The sequence below is a fragment of the Curvibacter gracilis ATCC BAA-807 genome, from assembly GCF_000518645.1.
GTDB classification, from domain to species: domain Bacteria; phylum Pseudomonadota; class Gammaproteobacteria; order Burkholderiales; family Burkholderiaceae_C; genus Curvibacter; species Curvibacter gracilis.
In genome coordinates this window covers 152,874-179,378 of the sequence record NZ_JADZ01000012.1, presented here as the reverse complement: position 1 = coordinate 179,378, position 26,505 = coordinate 152,874, and the positions used below count along the sequence as shown (strand labels likewise).

Here is a 26,505-nt window from a genome sequence, read left to right as displayed (position 1 = left end):
CTCAAGCATACGAGCGCCGATGCGTTCGCCACTCCTGCAGCAACAGCCAGAGGAAAACGGGTGCCTGCAGCAGATACCGGCGCCACAGATGGACTGGATCGGAGGTCAGTCGCCACAGCCATTCCAGGCCACTGTTCTGCATCCATCGCGGCGCCCGGCGCTTGAGGCCCAAGGCGAACTCCTGCGCCGCGCCGACACAGACGATGACACCGGAATCGAGTCGGCGCACGTGCCGCAGAGCCCAGCGCTCCTGCTTCTCGAAGCCCAGGCAGACAAAGATGAAATCGGGCTGACAGGCCCTGATGGTCTTGACGATGGCTTCTGCCTCGCTCCCCGCCGGGTCGAAGTTCATGGGCGGGCAACACACCACCACATCCATGCCCGGAAAACGTTTGGCATAGCGGTCCTGCAGCAGGCGCTCCTGCCCGGGGCGCCCGCCCAGCACAAACACCCGCTGACCGCTGGTCACGCTGTGGCGGCACAGGGCCACAAACAAGTCTGCCCCGGTCACACGCTCTGGCAAAGGGGTCCCGAGCAGGCGACTCGCCCAGACCACGGGCATGCCATCGGCAAAGGTGTAGTCTGCACTGGCATACAGCGCTTTCAACTCAGGATCGCGGTCCAGGCGCACCACGTGGTCCACATTGGTGGTCACCACCACCTTGGGGCCTTTGGTGGCAGCAGCATGCACCAACAAATCCGTGGACTGCTCGAAACTCAGCGGCAATATGTCGAGGCCAAACAGGCGCACGGCGCCGGGCAGGTTGTCAGAAGGCATGGGATTCAGGATGGGGATGACTCAGGTTTCGTCTTTTTGTTCAGAAGCAAGCCGCCAACGGTCCCCATCCCTGATCATGACAAAACGTTTTCTGGTTTGATCGCGGTAAGTCGCTGATTGGTACCGCTGTACCGCAGCAATGCTCAGCCGTTTGCTGTCCAGCCATTTGACGGCCGTGATATTCAAGGAAACCTGAATATTGCCGGCACTGTCAAAAACCCGTTTTTTAAACGCGATCCATTGGGCAACTGATTTGAATTGGGGTGGAAAGTACCCAGGCAGGTAATGAGCCCGGTATTTCTCAAGAGAGCGCTCTGACCAGTCCAGACGCCAGGCCTCCAAGCTCTGCAGCGCCGATGTGCAAGCAGCCTCTTCAACATCCGGGCAATGCGTCAACCCTGACCCGGCCTGGCCCGCCGAAGTTGGACGCAGCGATTCGGGCAACACCTCCAGAGGACGCGAAGGGGCCACTGCAGACACTGTGGCGGGCACGGCCCCTCCCATCGAACGCGTTCCCAGCAGGGTCACCTCCGATGCACGCGGTGATGCTGCGGGCTCTCGAACCACCGAAGCCATGGGTGCGGCCTGTGAAACAGGTGCCGGCGCCGCCACAGGTGCCGCCACCGGTGGAGGTGCGATCGCACGCACCGGGGCCGAGGTGTTGGCCTGCGCGGTCACAGCGGCAGGCACTGCGGGAGGTGCGCTGTCCTTGATCAGACTTTCAATCAACTCGTTCTTGCGCAGCAAGGCTTGGCGCCCCGGATCCAACTCCGCAGCCAATTTGAAGCTCTTCCAGGCCAGACCCAGATGGATCCGCCCCAGGCTCTCGTGGGTTGACGCCTGCTTGGGAGCCAGATCCCTGGCCTTGGCCAAGTTCTGGCTGGCGCGCTCGAGATCATCGGACCGGGCCTCGATGGCGGCCAGATTCACATAGGGGGCGGCTTGCGTCGGATACGCATCACGCAAGCGTTCGAAAACTTTTCGAGCCTCATCGGTATCTCCAAGTTGCATGAGCACAATGCCGCGCTTCAGTTGCATCTCAGGGGGCAGATTGCCCCGGCGCTCCACCTTGTCGATCAGGGCCAGCGCATCGTTGTAGCTGCCCTCGGCGATCAGAACATCGAGGTCGGATTTGGGGTTGGCGTTCACCAACGCCACAGTGTCAGTGAGTCCTGTGACCGGAATGCAAAAGGCAAATGCTGCAGTCGCAACGGCAAGCATCACAGGCATTCTCATCAACACAGGCCCTCAGAAAGGTATGGAAGGTGCAGCAACACGGGTGCGCTGAAATATTCGGCGTGATCACCGCCCAACAGATCCGAAGATCAGACGGGATTTGATAAATCAGACCAAACAGATCCGAACAATCACACCCATCGCTTCAACGCAACAATTTTTGCACATTTTTGCAAATGCTTCCGCTGGATGATGCCCTAAAAATATAAAGCTTTCGATAACGAAGTCACCAAAAAAGAGGTTTGTCTGAGTGCTGCGATCGACGGCATCCTGCCAAGATCCCCTGCAGCGCAGAGCCAGCGTCGGGGCCATCGGGCGCTCGCACAGGAACGCAGGTTGGCACGAAAACCACAAATCGAGGAGGAGACGGAGGCGAAGATGGAGACAGAAACAAAAAAGCCCAGCGTCGCTGGGCTTTTTGACATCGGGAACCGATGTGATGTTGGAGGCGCGATCCAGAGTCGAACTGGACTAACCGGATTTGCAATCCGGGGCATAACCGCTTTGCTATCGCGCCGTGCTGACTGCTCTGACGAAAAAGGGAAGCGGAGGCTTCCCTTTTCGGAAATCTGGAGCGGGAAAATAGTCTCGAACTCTCGACCTCAACCTTGGCAAGGTTGCGCTCTACCAACTGAGCTATTCCCGCATTCTCAACAAACCTGTTTCCAAGTTTGCTGCGATCCAAAAATTATAGCCCAAATTTCGCCCTCCTCAGACTCGGCGAGCGAAATTTGAACCTGACCCGATCAGTGCTTCAGGCCGTCGGTGGCCACCGCAGGTGTCGGCGCGGCGGCAGCGGCCGTGCTGGCAGCCACCTCCTCGTCGGTCAAAGGCGCAGGGACACGCTCCAGAGCCACCTCCAGCACCTTGTCGATCCACTTGACAGGCACGATCTCGAGGCCGTTCTTCACGTTCTCGGGGATCTCCTGCAGGTCCTTGACGTTTTCCTCCGGGATCAGCACCGTCTTGATGCCACCCCGCAAGGCCGCCAACAGCTTTTCCTTCAAGCCACCGATGGCCGTCACTTCGCCACGCAAGGTGATCTCGCCTGTCATGGCCACATCGCTGCGCACCGGAATGCCCGTGAGCGCCGAGACGAAGGCCGTGGTCATGGCCGCACCGGCACTCGGGCCGTCCTTGGGCGTCGCGCCATCGGGCACGTGGATGTGGATGTCGTTCTTTTCGAACACCTCGTTCTTGATGCCCAGCGCCCTGGAGCGGCTGCGCACCACCGTACGAGCAGCCTCCACGGATTCCTTCATCACATCGCCCAGCGAGCCGGTGCGGGTGATGTTGCCCTTGCCGGGCATCAAGGCCGCCTCGATGGTCAGCAGATCGCCACCCACCTCGGTCCAGGCCAGACCCACGACCTGCCCCACCTGGTTCTGTTGCTCGGCACGACCATAGGTGTACTTGCGCACGCCCAGGAACTGGTCGAGGTTCTCGCCGGTCACCACCACCTTGGGCGTCATCTTCTTGAGCAGCAGGCCCTTGACCACCTTGCGGCAGATCTTGGAGAGTTCACGCTCCAGCGAACGCACGCCGGCTTCACGGGTGTAGTAGCGCACCATGTCGCGGATGGCTTCTTCCGTGACCAGCAACTCGCTGTCTTTCACGCCGTTGTTCTTCATCTGCTTGGGCAGCAGGTATTTCTCGGCGATGCTGGTCTTCTCGTCTTCGGTGTAACCCGAGAGGCGGATCACCTCCATGCGATCGAGCAACGCGGGCGGGATGTTCATGGAGTTGGAAGTTGCCACGAACATCACGTCGGACAGGTCGAAGTCGACCTCCACGTAATGGTCACCGAAGGTGTGGTTCTGCTCGGGGTCCAGCACTTCCAGCAGCGCGCTTGAGGGGTCGCCCCGAAAATCCGTGCCCAGCTTGTCGATCTCATCCAGCAGGAACAGCGGGTTGCGCGTGCCGACCTTGGTCAGGCTTTGCAGCACCTTGCCCGGCAGGGCGCCGATGTAGGTACGGCGATGCCCGCGGATCTCGGCCTCGTCACGCATGCCGCCCAGCGCCATGCGCACATACTTGCGCCCGGTCGCCTTGGCGATCGACTGCCCCAACGAGGTCTTGCCCACACCCGGCGGGCCGACCAGACACAGGATGGGGGCCTTCACCTTGTCGACACGCTGTTGCACCGCGAGGTACTCAAGAATGCGGTCCTTGACCTTTTCAAGGCCATGGTGGTCTTCGTTCAGCACGCTCTCGGCATTGCCCAGATCGTGCTTGATCTTGGTCTTCTTGGCCCAGGGCAAACCGACCAGCACATCGATGTAGTTGCGCACCACGGTGGCCTCGGCCGACATGGGCGACATGAGCTTGAGCTTCTTGAGTTCGCTCTCGGCCTTCTTCAAGGCATCCTTGGGCATCTTGGCGGCCTTGATGCGCTTCTCGATCTCCTCGATGTCCGCACCCTCCTCGCCTTCGCCCAGCTCTTTCTGGATGGCCTTGACCTGCTCATTGAGGTAGAAGTCGCGCTGGTTCTTCTCCATCTGGCGCTTCACGCGACCACGGATTTTCTTGTCGACATTGAGGATGTCGACCTCGCGCTCCAGCTGCTCGTAGAGATTTTCGAGTCGTTCCTTGATGCCAGCCAGATCGAGCACAGCCTGCTTGTTGTCCAGCTTCAGCGGCAAATGAGCGGCAATCGTGTCGGCCAGACGCCCCGGATCGTCGATGCTGGCGATCGAGGTCAGGATCTCGGGCGGGATCTTCTTGTTGAGTTTGACGTACTGGTCAAACTGCTGCATCACGGCACGGCGCAGGGCTTCGATCTCGCTGGCCTTGGCGCCTTCGGGCTCGACCTCGGGCACGGGCAGCGGCAGCACGGTGGCCGAGAAGTGACTCTCAGCATCGTCGATCTTCTCGACCGTGGCGCGCTGCTGGCCTTCCACCAGCACCTTGACGGTGCCGTCGGGCAGCTTGAGCATCTGCAGGATGGTCGAGACGCAACCGACCGAGAACATGTCGGCCACCGAGGGCTCGTCCTTGGCGGCGGTGCGCTGGGCCACGAGCATGATGCGGCGCTCGGCCTCCATCGCCAACTCCAGAGCCTTGATGCTCTTGGGGCGGCCGACGAAAAGCGGAATCACCATGTGGGGGAACACGACCACATCGCGCAGCGGAAGCAGCGGCAGGTCGATGGACGTGGCAGGCAGGGGGGGTTGTCCGGACATGGATATCCTTTGGTTACCTGTTGAATATGGTCCGCAAACGGGAGATTTCAACCCGCCGGCGCCGACATGACGGCCAAGCAGCCGCCGTGCCAGCACCGGGCTGGGTCAAGTTGCCAGCCCGGGGGGTCAAGCCTTCTTGGCTGCCTCGCGGTACACGAGCAGCGGTGGCTTGTTTTCATCGATGGTGGACTCGTCCACCACCACTTTCTCGACATTCGAGGCGTTCGGCAGATCGAACATCGTGTCGATCAAGGCATGCTCCAGAATCGATCGCAGGCCCCGTGCACCGGTCTTGCGGGCCAGCGCCTTCTTGGCGATCGCCTGCAAAGCCGCAGGGCGGATCTCCAGATCGACACCTTCCATGGCGAGCAGTTTGTGGTACTGCTTCACCAGGGCGTTCTTGGGCTCGGTCAGGATCTGCACCAGCGCGTCCTCGCTGAGCTCGGCCAGCGTGGTCACCACCGGCATGCGGCCGACCAGCTCGGGGATCAGGCCGAACTTGATCAGATCCTCGGGCTCCACCTCGCCGAACATCTCGGTCAGGCTGCGTTGCTTCTTGCTCTTCACCGAGGCACCAAAACCGATGCCCGAGGCTTCGGTGCGGTTCTCGATCACTTTTTCGATGCCGGCAAAAGCGCCGCCGCAGATGAACAGGATGTTGGTGGTGTCGATCTGCAGGAAGTCCTGGTTCGGATGCTTGCGCCCACCCTGGGGCGGCACACTGGCCATGGTGCCTTCGATCAGCTTCAGCAAGGCCTGTTGCACCCCTTCGCCCGACACGTCGCGGGTGATCGAAGGGTTGTCGGACTTGCGCGAGATCTTGTCGATCTCGTCGATGTAGACGATGCCTCGTTGGGCCCGCTCCACATCGTAATTGCAGCTCTGCAGCAGCTTCTGCACGATGTTCTCGACGTCCTCACCCACATAACCGGCTTCGGTCAGGGTGGTGGCATCGGCCATCACGAAAGGCACGTCCAGCATGCGCGCCAACGTCTGGGCCAGCAAGGTCTTGCCCGAGCCGGTGGGCCCGATCAGCAAGATGTTGCTCTTGGAGAGTTCAACCTCGTCCTTGGCACCCTTGTCCTTGTGGCGCAGGCGTTTGTAGTGGTTGTACACCGCCACGGCCAGCGTGCGTTTGGCCACTTCCTGGCCGATCACATAGTTGTCGAGATTGAGCTTGATCTCGGAGGGCGTCGGCAGATCGCCACGGGCCTCGCGCCCCGCCTCGGTCGAAGGCAGCTCATCACGGATGATCTCATTGCACAGATCAATGCACTCATCGCAGATGAAAACCGATGGACCGGCGATCAGCTTCTTCACCTCGTGCTGGCTTTTGCCGCAAAAGGAGCAATAGAGTGTTTTCTCGCTGGTGGAGCCTTTTTTGTCGGCCATGTCGGAAATGCCTTGTAACGCGTTGTTCTAGATGATAGCGAAATAAAAAACGGCGCTTCCCTCTCCCGGGAAACGCCGCTCATTCAGCCGGGATACTGCTCAAGGCCGCTTGGCAATCACCTGATCCACCAAGCCGTAATCTTTGGCTTCGTCGGCAGACAGATAGTAATCGCGCTCGGTGTCGCGCTCGATCTTCTCCAGCGGCTGGCCGGTGCGTTCAGCCAGGATCTTGTTCAATTGCTCGCGGGTCTTGAGGATCTCGCGGGCATGGATCTCGATCTCGGTGGCCTGGCCTTGCGCGCCGCCCAGGGGCTGGTGAATCATCACCTTCGAATTGGGCAGCGAGTAACGCTTGCCCTTTTCGCCCGCAGCCAGCAGGAAGGCGCCCATGCTGGCGGCCATGCCGATGCACAGCGTCGACACCTGCGGCTTGATGAAGTTCATGGTGTCGTAGATGGCCATGCCCGCGCTCACCGAACCGCCCGGCGAGTTGATGTAGAACGAAATGTCCTTGTCAGGATTTTCGCTCTCCAGGAACAGCAGCTGTGCCACCACCAGGTTGGCCGTCTGGTCGTTCACCGGGCCCACCAGAAACACCACGCGCTCCTTGAGCAGGCGTGAATAAATGTCGTAGGACCGTTCGCCACGACCCGATTGCTCGATGACCATCGGGACCATGCCCAGGCCTTGAATGTCCAGTGCGCTCATGTTTTCTCCAAGGGGAAACCTAACTGTACCCAAAAATGAAGTGGGGCCTGCGCAACAAAGCACAAGCCCCTCAACATCTCAAAAAAGAGAGATCAGATCAGGTCTCAGGCCTGGCCCATCAGTTCGTCGAACGAAACCGACTTTTCAGTGACCTTGGCCTTGGACAGCACGAATTCGGTGACGTTGTTTTCGATCACAACACCTTCGACTTCGGCCAGGCGGTTCTGGTCGCCGAAGTACCAGCGCACCACTTCAGCCGGCTTCTCGTAGCTGGCGGCCAGCTCTTCGATGTGGGCCTTGAGTTGCTCGGGCTTGGCTTGCAGTTCGTTGGCACGGACCAGCTCGGCCACCACCAGACCCAGGCGCACGCGGCGCTCGGCTTGCGGGCGGAACACGTCGTCGGGGATCGGGGCCTTGTCGGCGTCCTTGATGCCGCGCTGCTTCAGGTCAGCACGGGCGCCTTCGACCAGACGGCCGATTTCAGCCTGGATGCTGGCGTTGGGCAGGTCGAGTTCGGCCTTGCTCACCAGGGCGTCCATCACGGCTTGCTTGTTGCGGGCCAGCAGACGGAACTTGACTTCACGCTCGAGGTTGGCCTTGATGTCGGCGCGCAGCGCTTCCACGGTGCCGTCAGCGATGCCCAGGGTCTTGGCCAGGGCGTCGTTCACTTCGGGCAGGTTGGCGGCTTCGATCTTCTTCACGGTGACCAGGAAGTCGGCTTGCTTGCCGGCCACATCCTTGCCGTGGTAGTCGGCCGGGAAGGCCAGGGGGAAGGTCTTGCTTTCGCCAGCCTTCATGCCACGCACGGCGTCTTCGAATTCCTTCAGCATCTGACCGTCAGCGATCAGGAACTGGAAGTCTTCGGCCTTGCCGCCGGCAAAGGGTTCGCCGTCGATCTTGCCTTCGAAGTCGACCGTCACGCGGTCGCCGTCCTGGGCAGCCTGATCCTGGGCGCGTTGAGCGAAGGTGCGGCGTTGCTTGCGCAGGATTTCCAGGGTCTTGTCGATGGCAGCGTCGTCCACATCGGCCGACAGCTTTTCGACTTCAGCGGTCGACAGGTCGCCGATCTTGACTTCGGGGAACACTTCGAACACGGCGTCAAAGGTCAGCTCGCCTTCGGGCGCGCCTTCTTTTTCGGTGATGCGGGGCTGGCCGGCCACACGCAGCTTGGCTTCATTGGCGGCCACGGCAAAAGCCTCGCCCACCTTGTCGTTCATCACTTCGTATTGAACGGAGTAGCCATAGCGCTGGGCCACCACGGCCATCGGCACCTTGCCCGGACGGAAGCCGTCCATCTTGACGGTGCGGGCCAGGCGCTTCAGGCGCGTGTCCACTTCAGCCTGGATTGCCGTGACGGGCAGGGTCAGCGTGATCTTGCGTTCGAGCTTCTCGAGGGTCTCAACGGTAACAGCCATTGTTTTCTCCTGATATGGCATGTCAGGCCGCGTGATGTGCACGTCCTGGCCTGGCGTAAATAAATCTCAAATTCACATGTGGTGCGCGGGGGGGGACTCGAACCCCCACACCATTGCTGGCGTCAGGACCTAAACCTGGTGCGTCTACCAATTTCGCCACCCGCGCGCCTGAAAACAAAACGGGCGATCAGCTCACACTGACCACCCCAACGAAATCGGTCAACCTTCTATTTTAGCGGGATGAAATCCGGGTTCCGGCCCGAAACCGGGTCAGATGCAGGGTTCTGAGGCCCGAAAAGGCCCCAAAACCCCGCAAATTTCGCGCTGCAAGCCGCGCCAACGCTCAATTCACCTCGATTTCGGGGCGCTTCACGCGGAACCAGGCGGCATACATGGCCGGCAGCGCCAGCAAGGTGAGCAAGGTGGCCACGATCAGGCCGCCCATGATGGCCACGGCCATCGGCCCCCAGAACACGCTGCGCGACAGCGGGATCATGGCCAGCACGGCCGCCGCGGCGGTCAGCACGATGGGGCGCAAGCGGCGCACCGCCGACTCCACGATCGCGTCCCAGGCCGGCACACCACGGGCGCGGTCCTGCTCGATCTGGTCGATCAGGATCACCGAGTTGCGCTGGATCATGCCCATCAGGGCAATCACCCCCAGCAAGGCCACGAAGCCGAACGGCCGGTTCAGCACCAGCAAGGCGCCGGCCACACCGGCAATGCCCAGCGGGCCGGTCAGGAACACCAGCACCGAGCGGCTGAAACTCTGCAACTGCAGCATCAGCAGGGTGAAGGTCAGGAACAGCATCACCGGCAGGCCGGCGGCGATCGAGGCCGAGCCCTTGCTGCTCTCCTCCACCGCGCCCGCCACCTCGATGCGGAAGGCCTGGCCCGAGGCCTGCCACTTCGCCTCCAGGGCACGCAGCTCAGGCAACAGTTCGGCCGTCACCGTGGCGCCTTGCAGGCCTTCCACGATGTCGCCCTGCACGGTCACCGCATAGTCGCGGTTCTCCCGCCACATCACGCCCGGCTCCCAGGTGAACACCGGCTTGGCGATCTGGGTCAGCGGGATGGAACGCCCGTTGGCAGTAGGCAGGTAGGCATTGCCCAGGTCGGTGATCGCGTTGCGCTCCTCCAGGGGCTGGCGCACCACGATGTCGATCAGCTTGTCGTTCTCGCGGAACTGCCCCACCGCCGTGCCCGACAGAATGGCCGCCGAGGCCTGCGCAATCGCCTGGCTGGTCACACCCAGGGCGCGCGCCTTGGCCTGATCGACCTCCATGCGGATCACCTTCACGGACTCGTTCCAGTTGTCGTTCACACCGCGCATGTGGCTGTTCTTGCGCAGCAGCTCCTTGACCTCGTCGGCCCGCTCACGCAGCACCGCCGGGTTCGAGCCCATCACCCGGAACTGCACCGGGTACGGCACAGGCGGCCCGTTGGGCAACAACTTGACGCGGCCACGCACCTCAGGGAACTCCTCGGCCAGCAGTGCCGGCAGCTTGATGCGCAGGCTCTCGCGCACCTTCAGGTCCACCGGCAGGATGATGAATTGCGAAACGTTGGTCTGCGGGAACACCTGGTCCAGCGGCAGGTAGAAGCGGGGCACGCCCGAGCCCACCCAGGTGCTGACACTATTCACGCCCACCTCTTCACGCAGCCGCGCCTCGACCCTTTGGGTGACGGCGTCATTGGCGGCAAACGAGGTGCCTTCGGGGAACCAGATGTCCACCAGGATCTCGGGCCGGCTGGAATCCGGGAAGAACTGCTGCTGCACCTTGCCCATGCCCACGATGCCCAGCGCAAAAATTGCCAGCGTGGCCGCGATGGTGGCCCAGCGGTGCGCCACGCACCAGGTCACGGCGCGGCGGAAGGTGTTGTAGAACGGGGTGTCGAACATCTCGTGCGGCTCGCCGCCCTCATGCCCGGCGCCCATCTCCTGCACATGGGGCGGGCGCTTGAGCAGCCAGGCCCCCAGGTACGGCACAAAGTAGACCGACACCACCCAGCTCAGCACCAGCGCGATCACGGTCACGGCAAAGATGGCAAAGGTGTATTCACCCGTCTGCGACTTGGCCAGCCCGATCGGCAGAAAACCGGCTGCCGTGATCAGCGTACCCGTCAGCATCGGCATGGCGGTGATCTCGTAGGCGAAGGTGGCGGCACGCACCTTGTCGTAGCCCTCCTCCATCTTGCGCACCATCATCTCCACCGCAATGATGGCGTCGTCCACCAACAGGCCCAGCGCAATGATCAGCGAACCCAGCGAGATCTTGTGCAGCCCGATGCCCCAGTACCACATGGCCAAAAAGGTCACGGCCAGCACCAGCGGAATCGTGATGCCCACCACCAGGCCCGGGCGCACGTCGATGTAATAGCGGCGCCACAGGGGCTGGCTGCCCGCTCGCTTGTGCAGGCCCAAGCTCACGAAGCTCACGGCCAACACGATCACCACGGCCTCGATCAGCACGTGCACAAACTCGCCCACCGAGGTGGTCACCGCCTTGGGCTGATCCTGCACCTGCACCAGGGTCAGGCCGGCCGGCAGGGTCTTCTCGATTCTTTCGGTGGCCAGCTTGAGCTGTTTGCCCAGCTCGATGATGTCGCCGCCCTTGGCCATCGACACGCCCATGGCGATCACTTCACGGCCGTTGTGGCGCACCTTCACCGACGGTGGGTCCACATAGCCACGGCGCACCTCGCCGATGTCGCCCAGGCGCAGCTGGTTGCCCGAGCTGCCGCGGATCGGCATGGCACGCAACTGCTCCACCGCCTCGAACTGGCCTTGCACGCGCACCTGCACCACATCCTGCGGCGTCTGCACGGCGCCAGCACTCTCCACCGCGTTCTGGGCGTTGAGCTGGGCCAGCACGGCATTCAGGTCCAGGCCCAGCTGGGCCAGGCGCTTTTGCGAGATCTCGATGAAGATCTTCTCGTCCTGCACACCGAACAGCTCCACCTTGGCCACATCGGGCACGCGCAGCAGCGACTGGCGCACATCGTCGGCAAAGGTCTTGAGCTCGGCATAGCTGAAGCCGTCCGACTCCAGCGCGTAGATCACGCCATACACATCGCCAAACTCGTCGTTGAAAAACGGTCCTTGGGTGCCGGAAGGCAAGGTGTACCGGATGTCACCGATCTTCTTGCGCACCTGGTACCAGACGTTGGCCACATCGCCCGGCTTGGACGAGTCCTTGATCTGGAAGATGATCTGCGACTCACCCGGCTTGGAGTAGCTGCGGATGCGGTCGGCATAGGGCACCTCCTGCAGGGTCTTTTCGAGCTTGTCGGTGACCTGCTCGGCCACCTGCTGGGCCGTGGCCCCGGGCCAGTAGGTGCGCACCACCATGGCCCGGAAGGTGAATGGCGGGTCTTCGTCCTGGCCGAGCTGGAAGTAGGCCGCAAAGCCCAGCAACATCAGCACCACCAGCAGGTAGCGGGTCAGCGCCGGATGATCCAGCGCCCATTTCGACAGGTTGAAGCTTTCCTTGGGCTGCGCGTTGCTCATGCCAGACCTCACTTCGCCGCAGCGGCGGGAGCGGCATCAGCCGGGGCCACAGCAGCGGGGGTCGCGGCTGGGGTCGCGCCCGGCGCCTGGGCACCCTCTGCACCGGGCAGCGCCTTCTTGGGTTGGTAGATGGTGACCTTCTGGCCCGGCGACAGCACGTGCACGCCGGCCGCCACCACCAGGTCGCCCGGCTTGATGCCGCCGGCCACCACGGCCTCGTTGCCATCCGCCGTGGCGATCTCTACCGGCTGCAGGCGCACGGTCATGGCTTTCGGATCCAGCACCCAGACGGCGGTCGACCGGCCTTCCTGACGCAAGGCGCTGGTGGGCAGCTTCAACACCGCCGGTGCGGCCTTGTCCAGGCCCTGCGGCAGCACGTTCACGGTCGAACCCAGGGCCGGAGCACCCTGCACCGGCAAGGCCACCTTCACGGTGTAGGTGCGGGTCACGGCATCGGCACTGGCAGCCACTTCGCGCACCTCACCCTCGATTTCACGCCCTTCCGACCACACCTTGACCACCACCTTGGCCCCCACGCGCACCGAACCCACCTTGTCTTCCGGCACCGCAAACACCACGTCGCGCGGGCCGTCCTGCGCAATGCGCACCACCGGTGTGCCGGACTGAACAACCTGGCCCGGTTCGGCCTCGATGGCCGTCACCACGCCCGACACATCGGCCGCCAGCGAGGTGTAGGCAATCTGGTTGCCCTGGCTGGCCAGTTGGGCCTGGGCCTGCTCCAGCGTGGCCTGCGCGGCCTTCAGGGTGGTTTCACGGCGTTGCAATTCCGAGCCGCCGATGAAGTTCTTGTCGTACAGATCCTTGTAGCGGCGGTAGTCGGCCGCAGCCAGATCGCGGTTGGTCTGCGCCGAAGCCACCTGGGCCCGGCCTGCGTCGGCGGCCAGCTTGAAGTCCTGCGGGTCCAGTTGGGCCAACACCTGCCCCACCTGCACGCGCTGCCCGAGCTCGGCCTGACGGCGGATAATCTTGCCGCCCACCCGGAAGCCCAGTCGCGACTCGATGCGGGCCCGAACCTCGCCCGAATACTCATTCTTCGTTCCCATGCGACTCTCTGCCACCGTCAGCACCTTCACCGAACGCACCGGTTCGGCGGCCGGTTCGGGCCGCGAGCAGGCGGCCAACAGGCTGACCAGGGACAAAACCAGAGAAACGCCGACGATCCCCGCAAAATGGGGACGGGCACGGTGGACATTCACAGTGACGGGCATGGGCAACCTGCTGAACGAAGTGCGGTTAAGCGGCAACAGGGGAGCCCCTGGCGCCAGAAAAGTGTCAAGTCACCAAGGCCAAGCCTGGGGTTCAACATTAATGACTGATTGGTTAGTAGCCTAAGGGATTGTTCTGATGCATGTCAAGCCAAGCGCCACCGGAACCCCTGAGCCCACCCCCCATCGCAACAATGCCCAGGCTGAAGTGTTGCCCTTGACCCACTACGAAAATTTTCCAGTGGCCTCATGGCTGTGTCCGCCCCGGCTGCGCCCGCCGATCGCCGCGCTCTACCACTTTGCCCGCACCGCCGACGACATCGCTGACGAGGGCGACGACAGCCCGGCCCAGCGCCTGGCCACCCTGGCCGCCTACCAGGCCGAGCTGCACGCCACCCTGGCCACCGGGCCCGTGGCCGGCGGGCGCTGGCAGCCCGTGCTGGCCCCGCTGGCGCGACAGCAAGCGGCCTGGGGCCTGCCAGTGGCCCTGCTGGACGACCTGATCAGCGCCTTCATGCAAGACATTGCCTACACCCGCGACCAGCAGCGCTACCCCGACCGCGACAGCCTGCTCGACTACTGCCGCCGCTCGGCCAACCCCATCGGGCGCCTGCTGCTGCACCTGCATGGCGTGACCGACGCCCCCGCCCTGGCCCAGAGCGACGACATCTGCAGCGCCCTGCAACTGATCAATTTCTGGCAGGACCTGAGCCAGGACATCCCGCGTGGGCGCCATTACCTCACCGAAGCCGATTGCCTGCGCTTCGGCGTGCCGCGCCAGCAACTGCAGGTCCTGCAGACCACGCCCGCCGCCCTGGCCCTGATCGCCGACAACCTGGCCTGGGCCGAACACCTGATGCAGCGCGGCGCCCCACTGGTGCACCGCCTGCCGGGGCGCGCCGGCTGGGAACTGCGCCTGGTGGTGCAGGGCGGCCTGCGCGTGCTGCAGCGCATCCGCGCCACCGGCGGCAACCCACTGGCCCGGCGCATCAAGCTGGGCCGGGCTGACGCCCTGCCCCTGCTGTGGCGCACCCTCTGGATGTGAACGGCCTTGGCACGGGCCGGCTCACCGTGTCTTCACAAGATGGGACAATGCCGCCCGTACGCCCAGCCCAATCCATGACCCCAGAAGACTACGTCCAGCAAAAAGCCGCCGCCTCAGGCAGCAGCTTTTATTACGCCTTCCTGTTCCTGCCCAAGCCGCGCCGCGCCGCGATCACGGCCTTTTATGCCTTTTGCCGCGAGGTGGACGACGTGGTCGACGAGGTCAGCGACCCCGGGGTGGCCATGACCAAGCTGGCCTGGTGGCAGAACGAGGTGCGCCAGGCCTTTGCCGGCCAGGCCAGCCACCCCGTGATGCAGGCCCTGATGCCGCACGTGCCGGTGTACGGCCTGCGCCAGGAACAGCTGCAGGCCGTCATCCAGGGCTGCCAGATGGACCTGGAGCAGACCCGCTACCTCGACTACCCCGGCCTGCAACGCTACTGCCACCTGGTGGCCGGCGTGGTGGGCGAGGTCTCGGCCCGCATCTTCGGCCAGACCGAAGAACGCACCACCGAATACGCCCACACCCTGGGCCTGGCCTTCCAGCTGACCAACATCATCCGCGACGTGGGCGAAGACGCCATGCGCGGCCGCATCTACCTGCCGGTGAACGAGCTGCAGCGCTTCGACGTCAAGGCCCACGAGGTGCTGCAACGCGTCTACTCCGAGCGTTTCACCGCCTTGATGAAGTTCCAGGCCGAACGGGCCCACCAGCTGTACGACCAGGCCATGGCCCTGCTGCCTGCGGCCGATCTGCGGGCCCAGAAACCCGGCCTGATGATGGCCAGCATCTACCGCACCCTGCTGCGCGAGATCGAAGACGAGAACTTCCAGGTGCTGCACCAGCGCATCAGCCTGACCCCTTTGCGCAAGCTGTGGCTGGCCTGGAAGGTGCAGGCCCTGGGCCGTGTCTGAGGCCCCGACTCAGGCAGCTCGCCCACTCGCCGTCATCGGCGGAGGCTGGGCCGGGCTGGCCGCGGCCCTGGCCGCGCACGACCAGGGCTGGGCGGTGCAGCTGTTCGAGGCCGCCCCCCAGCTCGGCGGCCGCGCCCGCACCCTGACCGGCCCCGCCGCGCTGACCGGGTTGGACAACGGCCAGCACATCCTGATAGGCGCCTACACCCAAAGCCTGCGCCTGATGCGCCGGGTGGGCGTGGACCCCGACCAGGCCTTGCTGCGCCTGCCGCTGACGCTGCGTTTCCCGGATGGGGGTGGCTTGCAACTGCCGCGCTGGCTCGCCCCGCTTGATGCGGCCGCCGGCATCCTCGGCGCGCGGGGTTGGTCGTGGCGCGACCGGTTTTCGCTGCTGGCCGTCACCCTGCGCTGGCAGATCGCCGGCTTCCGTTGCGCCCCCGATGCGAGCGTCCTGGCCCTGTGCCAGGGCATCCGCCCCCGGGTGATGGCCGAGTTGATCGAGCCCCTGTGCGTGTCCGCCCTCAACACCCCGGTGGACCAATCCAGCGGCGAGGTGTTTTTGCGCGTGCTGCGCGACTCACTGGCCGGCGGCCCGGGTGCCTCGCACCTGCTGCTGCCACGCACCGACCTCGGGGCCCTGTGGCCCGAGCCCGCGGCGCACTGGTTGCGCAACCAGGGGCACGGCGTGCAAGTGGGCCAACGGGTGCAAGGCCTGCTGCGCGCCCCACAGGGGCGCTGGCAGCTTCAACTGGCGGCCGGGGAGACCGCCGCCTTCGATCAGGTCATCCTGGCCTGCCCGCCCGGCGAAGCGGCCCGCCTGCTGACCCAGGCCTCAGGCCTGGCCGGCGATGAACCCGCCCGCCTGGCCGACTGGGCCAGCCAGGCCCGGGCCCTGCGCTTCGAGGCCATCACCACGGTGTACGCCCAGGCCAAGGTCGAGGCCGGCCCCCTGCGCCTGCCCCAGCCCCTGCTGGCCCTGCGCTGCGGGCCCGAGGCCCCGGCCCAGTTCGTGTTCGACCGTGGGCAACTCGGTGGTCCGGCCGGCCTGCTGGCCTTTGTGCTCAGCGCCAGCCCCGATCTGAGCCGCGAGGCCCTCACGCAACAGGTGCTGGCCCAAGGCCGGCAAGCCCTGGCCCCGCTGGGTTTGAGTGATCTGCAAGCCCTGGGCACGGTGATCGAAAAACGCGCCACCTTTGCCTGCACCCCGGGCCTGCAACGACCGGCCCAGCGCCTGATCTCAGGTCTGTGGGCCTGCGGCGACTACGTCGAAGGCCCCTATCCCGCCACGCTGGAAGGCGCGGTGCTCAGCGCCCAGGCGGTGGTGGCGGCCCTGGGCTGAACCCGGCTCACCCCACCAGATGCCGGCACAGCTCGTGCAGGCTGCTGATGGTCCAGGGGGCCGGGCTGGCATGGGGCCAGGCCTTGGCCTCGCGGTTCACCCACACCGCCTGCAGGCCCGAGTTCAGCGCCCCCATGACGTCGGTATCCACGTCGTCGCCCACATGCAGCACCTCGGCCGGGGCCACGGCGGCGGCCGCAGCGGCGGCTTCGAAGATGCGCGGGTCGGGCTTGGCCACGCCAAACTGCTGCGCGCTCAGGCTGGCGCTGAAATACGCCCCCAAGCCCACGCGCTGCACATCGGCATTGCCGTTGGACAAGGCCACCAGGGGGTAGCGCGCCGCCAGGCGGCCCAGGCACTCGTGCACGTCGTCAAACAGGTCCACGCGCTGGCGCTCGGCAAAAAACACCTCGAAGGCCGGCTCGGCCAGGGACGGGTCATCGCCGGCCTGCCCCAGGGCCAGGCGGATGGATTCGCGCCGCAGCGCGCTCAGGTCGCTGGCCAGGTCAGGGCGCAGGGTGGTCATCTGGTTGCGGATCTCGCGCAGCGCACCGGGGCGCGAAAACAGGGTGGCGGTGGCCGGCGCATGGCGCTGCAGCCAGTCGGCCAGCACCGTCTCCGCGCGGGCGATGGTGGGCCAGATGGGCCATAAAGTGTCGTCCAGGTCCAGGGTAATGGCCTTGATTCGGGCGTGATCGAGCATAGGTGGCTGAGAATACTGCATCCCTCAAAACCTCAGCCCCACCCAGCCCATGCCGTCCAAGTTCGCCCCCGAGCCCGCCTACCGCCACGGTCAAGCCGCCCGCACCGCCATCCTGCTGTGCAACCTGGGCACGCCCGAGGCCCCCACGGCCTCGGCCCTGCGGCGCTACCTGGCCCAGTTTCTGAGCGACCACCGCGTGGTCGAGATCCCGGCCCTGATCTGGAAGCCCATCCTGCACGGCATCATCTTGCGCGTGCGCCCGGCCAAGTCGGCCGCCAAGTACGCCAGTGTCTGGACGCCCGAGGGCTCGCCCCTCAAGGCCTGGACCGAGAAGCAGGCCAAGCTGCTGCAAGGCTGGCTGGGCGAGGCCGGCCACCAGGTGCAGGTGCGCTATGCCATGCGTTACGGCCAGCCCTCGATCGCCAGCCAGCTCGATGCCTTGAAAGCCGATGGCGTGACCCGTGTGCTGATCCTGCCGGCCTACCCGCAGTACTCGGGCACCACCACCGCCAGCGTGTTCGACGATGTGGCCCACTGGGGCCTGCGCCAGCGCCACCTGCCCGAGCTGCGTTTCATCAACCGCTACCACGACGACCCCGGCTACATCGACGCCCTGGCCCGCCGCGTCGAAACCCACTGGCGCGAACACGGCCAGCCCGACCAACTGGTGATGAGCTTCCACGGTGTGCCCGAGCGCACCCTGCACCTGGGCGACCCCTACCACTGCGAATGCCTGAAGACCGGCCGCCTGCTGGCCGAGCGCCTGGGCCTGCGCGCCGATCGCTACAAGATCACCTTCCAGTCGCGCTTCGGCAAGGCCAAGTGGCTGGAGCCCTACACCGAACCCACCCTGGTGGCCCTGGCCCAGGCCGGCACAGCCCGGGTGGACGTGGTCTGCCCCGGCTTCACCAGCGACTGCCTCGAAACCCTGGAAGAAATCAGCCAGGAGGCGCGCGAGGCCTTTTTGCATGCGGGGGGCCAAGCCTTCCACTACATCCCCTGCCTGAACGACAGCCCGGCCTGGATCACCGCCCTCAGCGCCCTGGCCCAGCAGCACCTGCAGGGCTGGCCCACCCAGGCCCCGACACCGCAGGCCTTGGCGGACAGCCGCGAGCGCGCCCTGGCCGCCGGCGCCAAGCACTGAGCGCGGCATCTGCCTCCCCTGCGCTGAACCCCGAACTCAGCCACCCCACAGGGGCCAGGGCTGGTAAGCGTTATGCTTTCCGACCTCCTGGCCCCCGACACCTCTCTTTCGTCAATGCCCGCCCCCTCCACCGACCTGCCCACCCTGCCTGCCCTGACGGCCCAGCAACTGCGCCGCCACATCGATCCCGCCAGCCTGGGCTTTGCCAGCACCGCCGAACTGGGCGACCCGGCCCCGGGCTGGATCGGGCAGCACCGCGCCCGGCAGGCCACCGAGTTCGGTCTGCACATCCAAGCCCCTGACTACAACCTGTTCGTGCTGGGAGAGGTCGGCAGCGGCCGCAGCTCGCTGCTGCGCCAGGCCTTGCACCAGGCGGCCCAGGCGCGCCCGGTGCCGCCCGACCTGGGCTATCTGCACCGCTTTGAAGCCCCGCAGCGCCCCCTGGCCCTGCGCCTGCCGGCCGGCACCGGCCGCCTGCTGCGCCAGGGCCTGCAGCAGCTCACCCGGCAGTTGGCCGCCGACATCCCGGCCCAGCTGGAAGCCGCCGAGGTCACTCTGGAGGCCGATGGCATCGAAAAAGCCTTTGAGCGCGAAGAACACCTGGCGCTGAAGAACCTGGAAGCCCTGGCCGCCCGCCATGGCTACCAGCTGCAACGCGAATCCGACCGGCTCAAGCTGGTGCTGCCCGACAAGCCGCATGGCAAAGACAAGGACAAGCCCCACCCGAGCGAGGCCGACAAGGCCGCCGCCGAGGCCCTGGCCACCGCCACCGAAAACGAGGTGCGCGCCGAGATGGCCCGCGTGCTGGCCCAGCTGCGCCTGCGCGAGATCGCCCGCGACGAGGCCCTGGAGGCCCTGAAGCGCCGCACCCTCACGCCGCAGCTGCAAAAGGCCTTTGACACCGCCCTGGCCGGCCTGGCCGAGGCCGAGCGCAGCGGCCTGCAGGCCTGGGTGCAGGCGGCCATCGCCGAGGTGCTGAACCAGATCGACCTGTTCCTGCCCCTGGCCGAGGATGAGGACGAGGCTGACCGCAAGGCCGATCTGGCGCACTGGCAGCACTGCCTGGCCTTCAACCTGGTGGTGGACCACGCCGAGCAGCAAGGCGCCCCGGTGGTGCTGGACAACAACCCCCAGATGCGCAGCCTGTTCGGCAGCATCGAGCACCCCGGCGGCGATGACGCCGGCCCCGCCGACCACACGGCCATCCACGCCGGTGGCCTGCTGCAGGCGCATGGCGGCTACCTGATGCTGCACCTGGCCGACCTGATCGACGACGAACCCCTGTGGGAGCGGCTGCGCCGCTTCTTGCGTTCACGCCAGTTGCAGATCGAGGAGCCCGGCGGCACCGGCACCCCGGCCGGGGCCAGCCTGCAGCCCGATGCCGTGCCCGTGGACGTGCGCCTGGTGCTGATCGGCTCGCCCGACGATTTCTACAAGCTGCAAGAGGCCGACCCCGAGATGGCGCGGCGCTTCCGCGTCAAGGTCGACTTCGCCGACCGCTTTGCCGCCAGCGATGAGAACCGCCACGCCATGGCCGCCTGGGTGGCCTGCCGCTGCCGCCAGCTGGGCCTGCCCCACTTCGAGGCCGCGGGCGTGGCCGCCCTGCTGGAGCAAAGCCACCGCGAGGCCGACGACCAGCACTACCTGAGCGCCCAGCTGGGCCAGATCGAGATGGCGCTGATCGAAAGCGCCCAGCAGTGCCGCGACCGCCAGGGCGTTCTGGTGAGCGCCGCCGACGTGGCGGCCGCCCTGCAGGCCCGGCGCCAGCGCCACGACTACCTGGAGCAGTGTGTGCTCGACAGCATCAGCGAGGGTGAGCGGCTGATCTCCACCACCGGGCTGGCCGTGGGCCAGCTCAATGCCATGAGCCAGATCGACACCGGCGACCACCGCTTCGGCGTGCCCATGCGCATCAGCGCCCGCACCCAGGCCGGGCACCAGGGTGTGCTCAACATCGAGCGCGAGGTGCGCCTGTCCGGCCCGATCCACGACAAGGGTGTGCTGATCCTGCAAGGCTATCTGCACGCGCTGTTCAGCGATCAGGCACCGCTGGCCCTGCAGGCCTCGCTGGGCTTCGAGCAGGAATACGACGGGGTGGAAGGTGATTCGGCCTCGTGCGCCGAGCTGTTCGCGCTGCTGTCCTCGCTGTCGGGCGTGGGCCTGCGGCAGGACATCGCCGTCACCGGCGCCCTGAACCAGCACGGCGAGGTGCTGCCCGTGGGCGGCCTCAACGAGAAGATCGAGGGCTGGTTCCAGGTCTGCCGGCGCGCCGGCCTGACCGGCCAGCAAGGCGTGCTGCTGCCCGCGCTGAACCAGCGCCAGCTGATGCTGTCGCCCGAGCTGGTGGCCGCGGTGGCGGCCGGGCAGTTCCATGTGTACACCATGCGCCAGGCCAGCGAAGGCCTGAGCCTGCTGGCCGGCCAGCCGGCCCGCGAGGTGCACGCACGGGCCGCCGACACGCTGGCCGCCTACCGCCGGGCCTGCCGGCGTGCCCTGCGCCCCGGGCGGGGCGGACGCTGATCAGCCGCCGCCCCATCCCCAACACGACAGACACCTGCACCACACAGACGCGTTACACAGTCGGCCCACAATCCGGGCCACAGGGAACACGCTGCGGCACCTGCCGCACGCCGAGCCATCCAAGCCGGGCCATGAGCGCCCGGGGTGTTCCCTGCCTGACCGAGAACGCGCATGTCCAAGCCCCGCGGGCCCGACGCGGCCCCCCTGCCCCGCACCCACGCCCCACCAGCCCCCATCACAAGCGGCTGGCGCAGGCGGGCGCGCGCCCTCGCGCCCTGGGTGCTGGCCCTGCTGCTGGCCTTGGCCCTGGGCGCCAAACTCGTGCACCACAACCAGGTGGCGAGTGCCATGCTGCACCCGGCCCGCACGCCGGTGCTGGCCGCCGACCTGGCCCTGGCCCAGCAGGCCCTGCACGGGGGGGTGCAGCCCGTGAGCTTTGCCACCGCCGACGGCCTGCTGCTGCAGGGCTGGTACAAGCCCTCGCGCACCGGGGCGGTGGTGGTCTTTGTGCATGGCGGCCAAGGCAACCGGCTGTGGTTTCTGGCCCAGGCCCAGGCCCTGGCCGAACGCGGCATCGGGGTGTTGCTGTACGACTCGCGCGCCAGCGGCAACAGCGAGGGCGACACCCAGACCTGGGGTGACCTGGAGCAGGAAGACCTGATCGCCGCCCTGAACTGGGTCAGCGCCCGCCCCGATGCCGACCCCCGGCGCCTGGGCGCCGAGGGCTTCTCCATCGGAGCCAGCACAGTGTGCATGGTGGCGGCCAGCGACCCGCGCATCAAGGCGGTGGTGCTGCACAACATGTGGTCCTCGCTGCGCGAAGAGCTGCGCCACAAGAGCGGCACGGCCTGGAGCACCTGGCTGCTGTTGCTGGATTTCTGGTGGGCCGGCATCGACCCCGACCGGGTTCAACCCGCCCAGGTCATCCACCAGATCGCCCCACGCCCGCTGCGCCTGGTGGCGGCCGAGGGCGACCACGACACCCCGGTGGCGGTGGAGCAGGCCTTGTTCGAGCGCGCCGGCCACCCCAAGGCCTTGTGGCGCATCCCCGGGGCCGACCACCTGGACTACCGAGAACACGGCGGGGACGCCCTGCGCCAGGGCATCGCCCAGTTCTTTGCCAAGTCGCTTTGAGGGCGTGAGGCTCAGGCCGCCTGGGCGCGGGCGATGAAGTCGCTCACCAGCTGCAGCTGATCGGGCACATTGAGCGCAGGCGCATGGCCGCAGCCGGGCACCTCGACCACCGTGGTCAGGCCACGCAGGCCCGGGCCGCGGCGCAGCATCTCGGCGGTGGTCTCGGGCAGCACCAGGTCCGACTCGGCGCCGCGCAGGCACAGCACCGGGATGTCGATGGCGTCGTAGTCGTCCCAGATCAGGTAGTCGTTCGGGTGCAGGGTGAACTGCTGCACCATGGCCGGGTCGTAGTGCGGCGTGACCCGCCCGTCGGGCAGGCGCCGGGTCGAGGTTTCGGTCAGGCGCCGCCACTGCGCGTCGCTGAGCCAGCCATAGGGCTTGTAGACCTGGCGGAAGAAAGCTTCCAGCTCAAGCACCGAATCAAAGGCCGGCGGTTCACCGGCATAGGCGCGGATGCGCGCGATCGCGGCGTCGGCCAGACGCGGCGCGTTGTCGTTCAGCACCAGGCTCTTGAGTCGGCCCTTGAGCGCCGGCACCACGCGCCCGCCCGCGCACACCGTGCCGATGGCGCCGCCCATCGAGGTGCCCACCCAGTGCACCTGATCCAGCCCCAGGCCATCGAGCAGGCCCTGGGCCAGCTGGGCATAGAAGGCCAGCGTGTACTCGCGGCCCGGATCGGGGCTCCACTGGCTCAGGCCCCGGCCCAGGGTGTCGGGGCAGATCACGCGGTAGCGCGCGCTGAGGTGCTCGGCCAGTTCGTCCATGTCGCGGCCGGTGCGCGCCAGGCCATGCCAGGCGATCACGGCCGGGGCCTGCGGGTCGCCCCACTCGGTGTAATGAAGTTCGCGGCCTGCGCAGCGCAGGTAGTGGGAAGACATGGCCATGGGCATTTCCGTTCCGGTTGCAGGCAGGGCCGGTGCGCGGCCCTGCCGGGTTTCATCGATCAGTGGGCCGCCTCAGTCGGGGATGCTCACCGTGTTGCCGCTGAGCACGATGCGGTCGGCCGCGGCCGGCGTCGCCACGGGCGCCGGCACATTGCTGGCCGTCAGGGCCGGCGCCGCGCCGGGCGTGCCGCCACGCGGCACGGTGCGCACCACCTGGGACGGTGGCAAGGCCGTGCCGTTCGCCAAGCGGGCATAGACCGCGTCGAGCGCCCGGTTCAGGTACAGCGACAAGGGCACAAAGCGGGTGTCGTACCCGGGCAGCACCGTCGGCAGCCCGATGAACGAGTCAAAGTGCTGGGCGTTGGTGACTTCCAGGTAACTCAGCTGGCTGTTGCTGCCCTCGACCGTGTTGTTCAACGCGAGGTAGGGCCGCGAGGTGTGGTTGACGGGCAGCAAGGGGTCGGAGCGCCCATGCACGATCACCGTCGGGCGCCCGCGCAGGTTGCCGTTGCGCCGGGTCTCGTCGATGCCGGTGTTCAGCTGCGCCGCCACACCGGCCGTGCCGGTGACCAGGTTGCGCAGGCACAGCGCGCCGTCCAGCCCCATGTCGGCCAGACCGGTGCTGGGCGACACCGACAACAGATCGCGCACCGCCCCGCCCTGGGCGTTGTTGTTGACAAGTTGCACCCCCGACGAAGGCGGCACCCCGTTGCCGGTGGCGTACATCTGGGCCAGTGCGGTGGCGTCCATGGTGGTGACCTTGCCGGCCGCCGTGGTAGCTGCAAAGCTGTAACCACACAGGTTGTCCTTCACGCTGGCACGGGCCAGCGCGTTGGCGAAGGTGACGGCCACGGCCGGCGCCACCTCGAAGCCGGCCAGGGTGGCGATCTGGCTGCCGGCCTCAGGCTCCCAGCCATAGGCCTGCAGCTTGGCCAGCGCCTCGCTGGCCTGGGTGGCGGTGGTGCTCGCCGACAGCAAGCCCTTGTTCTTCAGCCCGGTGCAGCGGTTGGCCGCCAAGGTGCCATACACCGCCGGCAGCGCGTAGGTGCTCTGGAAGGGTGTGCCGGCCAGCTCAGGGGCCAGGGCCGCACAGGCCGAGTACAGGTGGGCGTAGCTGGTGAAATCCATCAGGGTGCGGGCGGTGGTGGCCTGCACCTTGCCGCCGCGGGTGACCACCACATTGGCGTTCTTGGGCATCTCGATGGCCGGCTCGCTGACGGCCACGCCGTCGATCAGCCCCTGGGTGTCCTGCTCGGCCGCGGCAATCGCAGAGCCGCCGCCATTGGAGGCGCTGGAGGCGATCACCAAGGTGTTGTTGGGCCGGAAGGTGCGGGCCTTGTGACCGCTGCCGGCGTCATCGCCCAGGCGCTCGTTGAGCACATAGAAGGCGAACTCGACCGCCTGCAGCGTGAACTTGCCCCAGTCTTTCTCAACATTGCGGCCCGAGTGGGCGTGCTTGAAGGCCAGTCGGTTGGGGGTGGCGTTGTTGAAGGCCGCCAGCTCGGTGGCCGACAGCGGGGCCCGGAACTGCGCGCCCAAGCCGGCCGCGGCCGAGGGGCTGCGGGTGCCATCGATCAGGGGCACGGTGTCGGTGGCCAGGTCATGGCCGGCGCCACCGGTGCCCTTGTCGGTGTAGGCCACGGCGCAGCCTTTTTTCAGGCCCCATTCGCCGGTGCTGATGGCACCGAACACGCCGCGCGACCCCGAGGAGGTGGCGGTGATGATGCAGGGCTTGCTGCGGTTGAAGCTGTTGGGCACCTGCACCACCAGGGTGACGTTCTGCTGGCCCGTGCCATCGTCGCTGAAGGCGGTGTACTCGCCCCCGGCGATCAGGCCTTCGCCGGCGGTGACATTGCCGTTGGCGTCCACATTGGGGCCGTACAGGCTGCCATAGCCGCCGGCCGTGGTGGTGTCGAGCAGGGCCCGGTAGCTGTTGTAGATGGCCGCACGGCGCAGCTCGGCCGCCGTGGGCTGCAGCGGGTTGGCATAGGCCGGGGGCACGGCGCTTTGCAGGCCGCTCTTGCCCAGACCGGCCGTCAGCAGGTCGTTGCTGACGCCGTCGTATTCGGCGCTGCTGACGGTGCCGACATAGCTGGGTCGGATGTTGAAATCGCTGCCATCGCCCAGGCAGCCGCTCAGCCCGATGCTGGCGGCCACGGCCGCCCCCACGGGTGTCCAGATGAATCGCATGTCTTGTCTCCTCTTGTTTTCAATGCTTGACGAACACACTTGCCCTGGGCACGCCACCATCAGGCGCCACCCCGAACCCCATCGACCTCCCTCGGTGCGCGCTCAGTGCGGCGCCTGCTGGCCGCGGGCCGGCGCACGCAGGCGTCCCACCACCCCGGTCGGGAAGTAATAAACCGACAGCACAAACAACACCCCCAGCCACAGCAGCCAGCGGTCGGGTGACAACAGCGACGACAGCCAGGGCAGGCTGGCCGTGGCCTCGCTGCCCAGGCGCAGCAGATCCTGCAGATAGCTTTGCGCCACCAGGAACAGGGCCGAGCCGATGGCCGCACCATAAATCGTGCCCATGCCGCCGATCACCACGATCAGCAGCACATCGAGCATCAGCTCGAACGACAGCGAGGTGTCGGGCCCGTTGTAGCGCAGCCAGAGCGCCAGCATGGCGCCGGCCACACAGGCGAACAGCGCCGACAGAATGCTCGACACCGTGCGGTACACCACCACCCGGTAGCCGATGGATTCGGCCCGGAACTCGTTCTCGCGGATGGCCTGCAGCACCCGGCCGAACGGCGAGTTGACGATGCGCAGCAGGGCCAGCAGCAGCACCACGGCCAGCACGAACAGCAGGTAGTAGCAGATCAGGCGTCCGTCGAGCGACACGCCCATCAAGGGCTCTTCGGCCCACTCGAAGCTGGGCGAGAGCAGCTCGGGCACCTTGAAGGTCAGGCCGTCTTCGCCCCCGGTCAACTCGGACAGCTGCGAGGCCAGGGTCTGGAAGGCCGAGGCCACGGCCAGGGTGATCATGGCAAAGAAGATGGCCCGCACCCGCAGCGAGAACAGGCCCACCGCCAGCGCCAACAGCAGCGACAGCAGCAGCGAGGCCCCCAGCCCCACGGCCAGGGCCTCCCAGGTGGGCCCCAGCCGGGTGGTGGCGATGGCGATGCCGTAGGCCCCGATGCCGAAGAACATGGTGTGGGCAAAGCTCACGATGCCGGTGTAGCCCAGCAGCAGGTCGAAGCTGGCCACCAACACCACGAACACCAGCACCTTGGCGGCCACGTTGAGCGCCTTGACGCCCTGGAACAGGAAGGGCGTGAAGGCCAGGGCCAGCAGCAGCGCCATCAGCAGCACGGCCAGCACGCGGCTGCGCGGCAGGTCGTTGGAAATCAGTCGTTTCAGCATGG

General features: G+C 66.2%; 18 protein-coding genes and 3 tRNA genes. 6 read left to right on the top strand and 15 right to left on the bottom strand.

The window, feature by feature from the left end; translation table 11 throughout:
• Position 1 precedes the first annotated feature (1 nt).
• From L880_RS0110520 to L880_RS0110470, 11 genes are all read right to left on the bottom strand, one after another.
• The gene (locus L880_RS0110520) at positions 2–778 is read right to left on the bottom strand and encodes a WecB/TagA/CpsF family glycosyltransferase (protein WP_027475647.1); all 777 of its coding nucleotides are present in this window, start codon (positions 776–778) and stop codon (positions 2–4) included.
• A gap of 21 nt (positions 779–799) precedes the next feature.
• Positions 800–1,999: a tetratricopeptide repeat protein gene (locus L880_RS0110515; protein WP_027475646.1), complete on the bottom strand. Its 1,200-nt coding sequence runs from the start codon at positions 1,997–1,999 to the stop codon at positions 800–802.
• Positions 2,000–2,457: 458 nt separating this feature from the next.
• Positions 2,458–2,531, bottom strand: a tRNA-Cys gene (locus L880_RS0110510).
• Positions 2,532–2,584: 53 nt separating this feature from the next.
• Positions 2,585–2,660: transfer RNA gene (locus L880_RS0110505), tRNA-Gly, on the bottom strand.
• Positions 2,661–2,760: 100 nt separating this feature from the next.
• Positions 2,761–5,196, bottom strand: coding sequence for an endopeptidase La (gene lon / locus L880_RS0110500; RefSeq protein ID WP_027475645.1), 2,436 nt, complete (start codon positions 5,194–5,196; stop codon positions 2,761–2,763).
• 126 nt (positions 5,197–5,322) lie between these two features.
• Positions 5,323–6,588, bottom strand: coding sequence for an ATP-dependent Clp protease ATP-binding subunit ClpX (gene clpX, locus L880_RS0110495; RefSeq protein ID WP_019574497.1), 1,266 nt, complete (start codon positions 6,586–6,588; stop codon positions 5,323–5,325).
• A 99-nt stretch (positions 6,589–6,687) separates the two neighbouring features.
• On the bottom strand, positions 6,688–7,296 hold the full coding sequence (clpP, locus tag L880_RS0110490) for an ATP-dependent Clp endopeptidase proteolytic subunit ClpP (protein ID WP_019574496.1): 609 nt from the start codon (positions 7,294–7,296) through the stop codon (positions 6,688–6,690).
• Between the two features lie 104 nt (positions 7,297–7,400).
• Entirely contained in the window at positions 7,401–8,711 is a 1,311-nt protein-coding gene (gene tig / locus L880_RS0110485; protein WP_027475644.1) for a trigger factor, read from the bottom strand.
• A gap of 79 nt (positions 8,712–8,790) precedes the next feature.
• Positions 8,791–8,877 (bottom strand) — tRNA-Leu (locus L880_RS0110480).
• A 177-nt stretch (positions 8,878–9,054) separates the two neighbouring features.
• Entirely contained in the window at positions 9,055–12,222 is a 3,168-nt protein-coding gene (locus tag L880_RS0110475) for an efflux RND transporter permease subunit (protein ID WP_027475643.1), read from the bottom strand.
• Between the two features lie 8 nt (positions 12,223–12,230).
• Positions 12,231–13,451: an efflux RND transporter periplasmic adaptor subunit gene (locus tag L880_RS0110470; protein WP_157462783.1), complete on the bottom strand. Its 1,221-nt coding sequence runs from the start codon at positions 13,449–13,451 to the stop codon at positions 12,231–12,233.
• A 136-nt stretch (positions 13,452–13,587) separates the two neighbouring features.
• On the opposite strand from L880_RS0110470, the gene hpnC reads away from it, so the two are divergent.
• From hpnC to hpnE, 3 genes are all read left to right on the top strand, one after another.
• Complete coding sequence (hpnC, locus tag L880_RS0110465; RefSeq protein ID WP_027475641.1) at positions 13,588–14,493, top strand: squalene synthase HpnC; 906 nt, start codon at positions 13,588–13,590, stop codon at positions 14,491–14,493.
• Between the two features lie 74 nt (positions 14,494–14,567).
• Entirely contained in the window at positions 14,568–15,407 is an 840-nt protein-coding gene (hpnD, locus tag L880_RS0110460; protein ID WP_027475640.1) for a presqualene diphosphate synthase HpnD, read from the top strand.
• Complete coding sequence (gene hpnE, locus L880_RS0110455) at positions 15,400–16,746, top strand: hydroxysqualene dehydroxylase HpnE (protein ID WP_051443220.1); 1,347 nt, start codon at positions 15,400–15,402, stop codon at positions 16,744–16,746. The genes hpnD and hpnE overlap by 8 nt, the downstream gene beginning before the upstream one ends.
• Positions 16,747–16,753: 7 nt before the next feature.
• Here hpnE and L880_RS0110450 read toward each other — a convergent pair whose 3' ends face one another.
• Positions 16,754–17,449, bottom strand: a complete 696-nt coding sequence (locus tag L880_RS0110450) for an HAD family hydrolase (protein ID WP_157462781.1) — start codon at positions 17,447–17,449, stop codon at positions 16,754–16,756.
• A 49-nt stretch (positions 17,450–17,498) separates the two neighbouring features.
• Between L880_RS0110450 and hemH the strand changes: the two genes are divergently transcribed.
• The 3 genes from hemH to L880_RS32165 all read left to right on the top strand — a co-directional run bounded on the left by hemH (position 17,499) and on the right by L880_RS32165 (position 22,247).
• Positions 17,499–18,593 (top strand): ferrochelatase, encoded by a 1,095-nt coding sequence (gene hemH, locus L880_RS0110445; RefSeq protein WP_027475637.1) that lies wholly within the window; start codon positions 17,499–17,501, stop codon positions 18,591–18,593.
• A 72-nt stretch (positions 18,594–18,665) separates the two neighbouring features.
• Positions 18,666–21,113, top strand: a complete 2,448-nt coding sequence (locus L880_RS0110440; RefSeq protein ID WP_245615069.1) for a Lon protease family protein — start codon at positions 18,666–18,668, stop codon at positions 21,111–21,113.
• 171 nt (positions 21,114–21,284) lie between these two features.
• A complete protein-coding gene (locus L880_RS32165) occupies positions 21,285–22,247 on the top strand; it encodes an alpha/beta hydrolase (RefSeq protein WP_084461213.1) in 963 nt (320 codons plus the stop codon).
• 11 nt (positions 22,248–22,258) lie between these two features.
• Here L880_RS32165 and L880_RS0110430 read toward each other — a convergent pair whose 3' ends face one another.
• From L880_RS0110430 to L880_RS0110420, 3 genes are all read right to left on the bottom strand, one after another.
• A complete protein-coding gene (locus tag L880_RS0110430; RefSeq protein ID WP_027475635.1) occupies positions 22,259–23,131 on the bottom strand; it encodes an alpha/beta fold hydrolase in 873 nt (290 codons plus the stop codon).
• 72 nt (positions 23,132–23,203) lie between these two features.
• The gene (locus L880_RS0110425; RefSeq protein ID WP_027475634.1) at positions 23,204–25,321 is read right to left on the bottom strand and encodes a D-(-)-3-hydroxybutyrate oligomer hydrolase; all 2,118 of its coding nucleotides are present in this window, start codon (positions 25,319–25,321) and stop codon (positions 23,204–23,206) included.
• Positions 25,322–25,423: 102 nt separating this feature from the next.
• A complete protein-coding gene (locus L880_RS0110420) occupies positions 25,424–26,503 on the bottom strand; it encodes a branched-chain amino acid ABC transporter permease (protein WP_027475633.1) in 1,080 nt (359 codons plus the stop codon).
• Between the last annotated feature and the right edge of the window lie 2 nt (positions 26,504–26,505).

What these genes read in the sequence shown, in the direction of transcription:
- L880_RS0110520 (WP_027475647.1), bottom strand. Translation starts at nt 778, where the DNA reads ATGCCTTCTGACAACCTGCCCGGCGCCGTGCGCCTGTTTGGCCTCGAC.
- L880_RS0110515 (WP_027475646.1), bottom strand. Translation starts at nt 1,999, where the DNA reads ATGCTTGCCGTTGCGACTGCAGCATTTGCCTTTTGCATTCCGGTCACA.
- lon (WP_027475645.1), bottom strand. Translation starts at nt 5,196, where the DNA reads ATGTCCGGACAACCCCCCCTGCCTGCCACGTCCATCGACCTGCCGCTG.
- clpX (WP_019574497.1), bottom strand. Translation starts at nt 6,588, where the DNA reads ATGGCCGACAAAAAAGGCTCCACCAGCGAGAAAACACTCTATTGCTCC.
- clpP (WP_019574496.1), bottom strand. Translation starts at nt 7,296, where the DNA reads ATGAGCGCACTGGACATTCAAGGCCTGGGCATGGTCCCGATGGTCATC.
- tig (WP_027475644.1), bottom strand. Translation starts at nt 8,711, where the DNA reads ATGGCTGTTACCGTTGAGACCCTCGAGAAGCTCGAACGCAAGATCACG.
- L880_RS0110475 (WP_027475643.1), bottom strand. Translation starts at nt 12,222, where the DNA reads ATGAGCAACGCGCAGCCCAAGGAAAGCTTCAACCTGTCGAAATGGGCG.
- L880_RS0110470 (WP_157462783.1), bottom strand. Translation starts at nt 13,451, where the DNA reads ATGCCCGTCACTGTGAATGTCCACCGTGCCCGTCCCCATTTTGCGGGG.
- hpnC (WP_027475641.1), top strand. Translation starts at nt 13,588, where the DNA reads ATGCATGTCAAGCCAAGCGCCACCGGAACCCCTGAGCCCACCCCCCAT.
- hpnD (WP_027475640.1), top strand. Translation starts at nt 14,568, where the DNA reads ATGACCCCAGAAGACTACGTCCAGCAAAAAGCCGCCGCCTCAGGCAGC.
- L880_RS0110450 (WP_157462781.1), bottom strand. Translation starts at nt 17,449, where the DNA reads ATGCTCGATCACGCCCGAATCAAGGCCATTACCCTGGACCTGGACGAC.
- hemH (WP_027475637.1), top strand. Translation starts at nt 17,499, where the DNA reads ATGCCGTCCAAGTTCGCCCCCGAGCCCGCCTACCGCCACGGTCAAGCC.
- L880_RS0110440 (WP_245615069.1), top strand. Translation starts at nt 18,666, where the DNA reads ATGCTTTCCGACCTCCTGGCCCCCGACACCTCTCTTTCGTCAATGCCC.
- L880_RS32165 (WP_084461213.1), top strand. Translation starts at nt 21,285, where the DNA reads ATGTCCAAGCCCCGCGGGCCCGACGCGGCCCCCCTGCCCCGCACCCAC.
- L880_RS0110430 (WP_027475635.1), bottom strand. Translation starts at nt 23,131, where the DNA reads ATGGCCATGTCTTCCCACTACCTGCGCTGCGCAGGCCGCGAACTTCAT.
- L880_RS0110425 (WP_027475634.1), bottom strand. Translation starts at nt 25,321, where the DNA reads ATGCGATTCATCTGGACACCCGTGGGGGCGGCCGTGGCCGCCAGCATC.
- L880_RS0110420 (WP_027475633.1), bottom strand. Translation starts at nt 26,503, where the DNA reads ATGCTGAAACGACTGATTTCCAACGACCTGCCGCGCAGCCGCGTGCTG.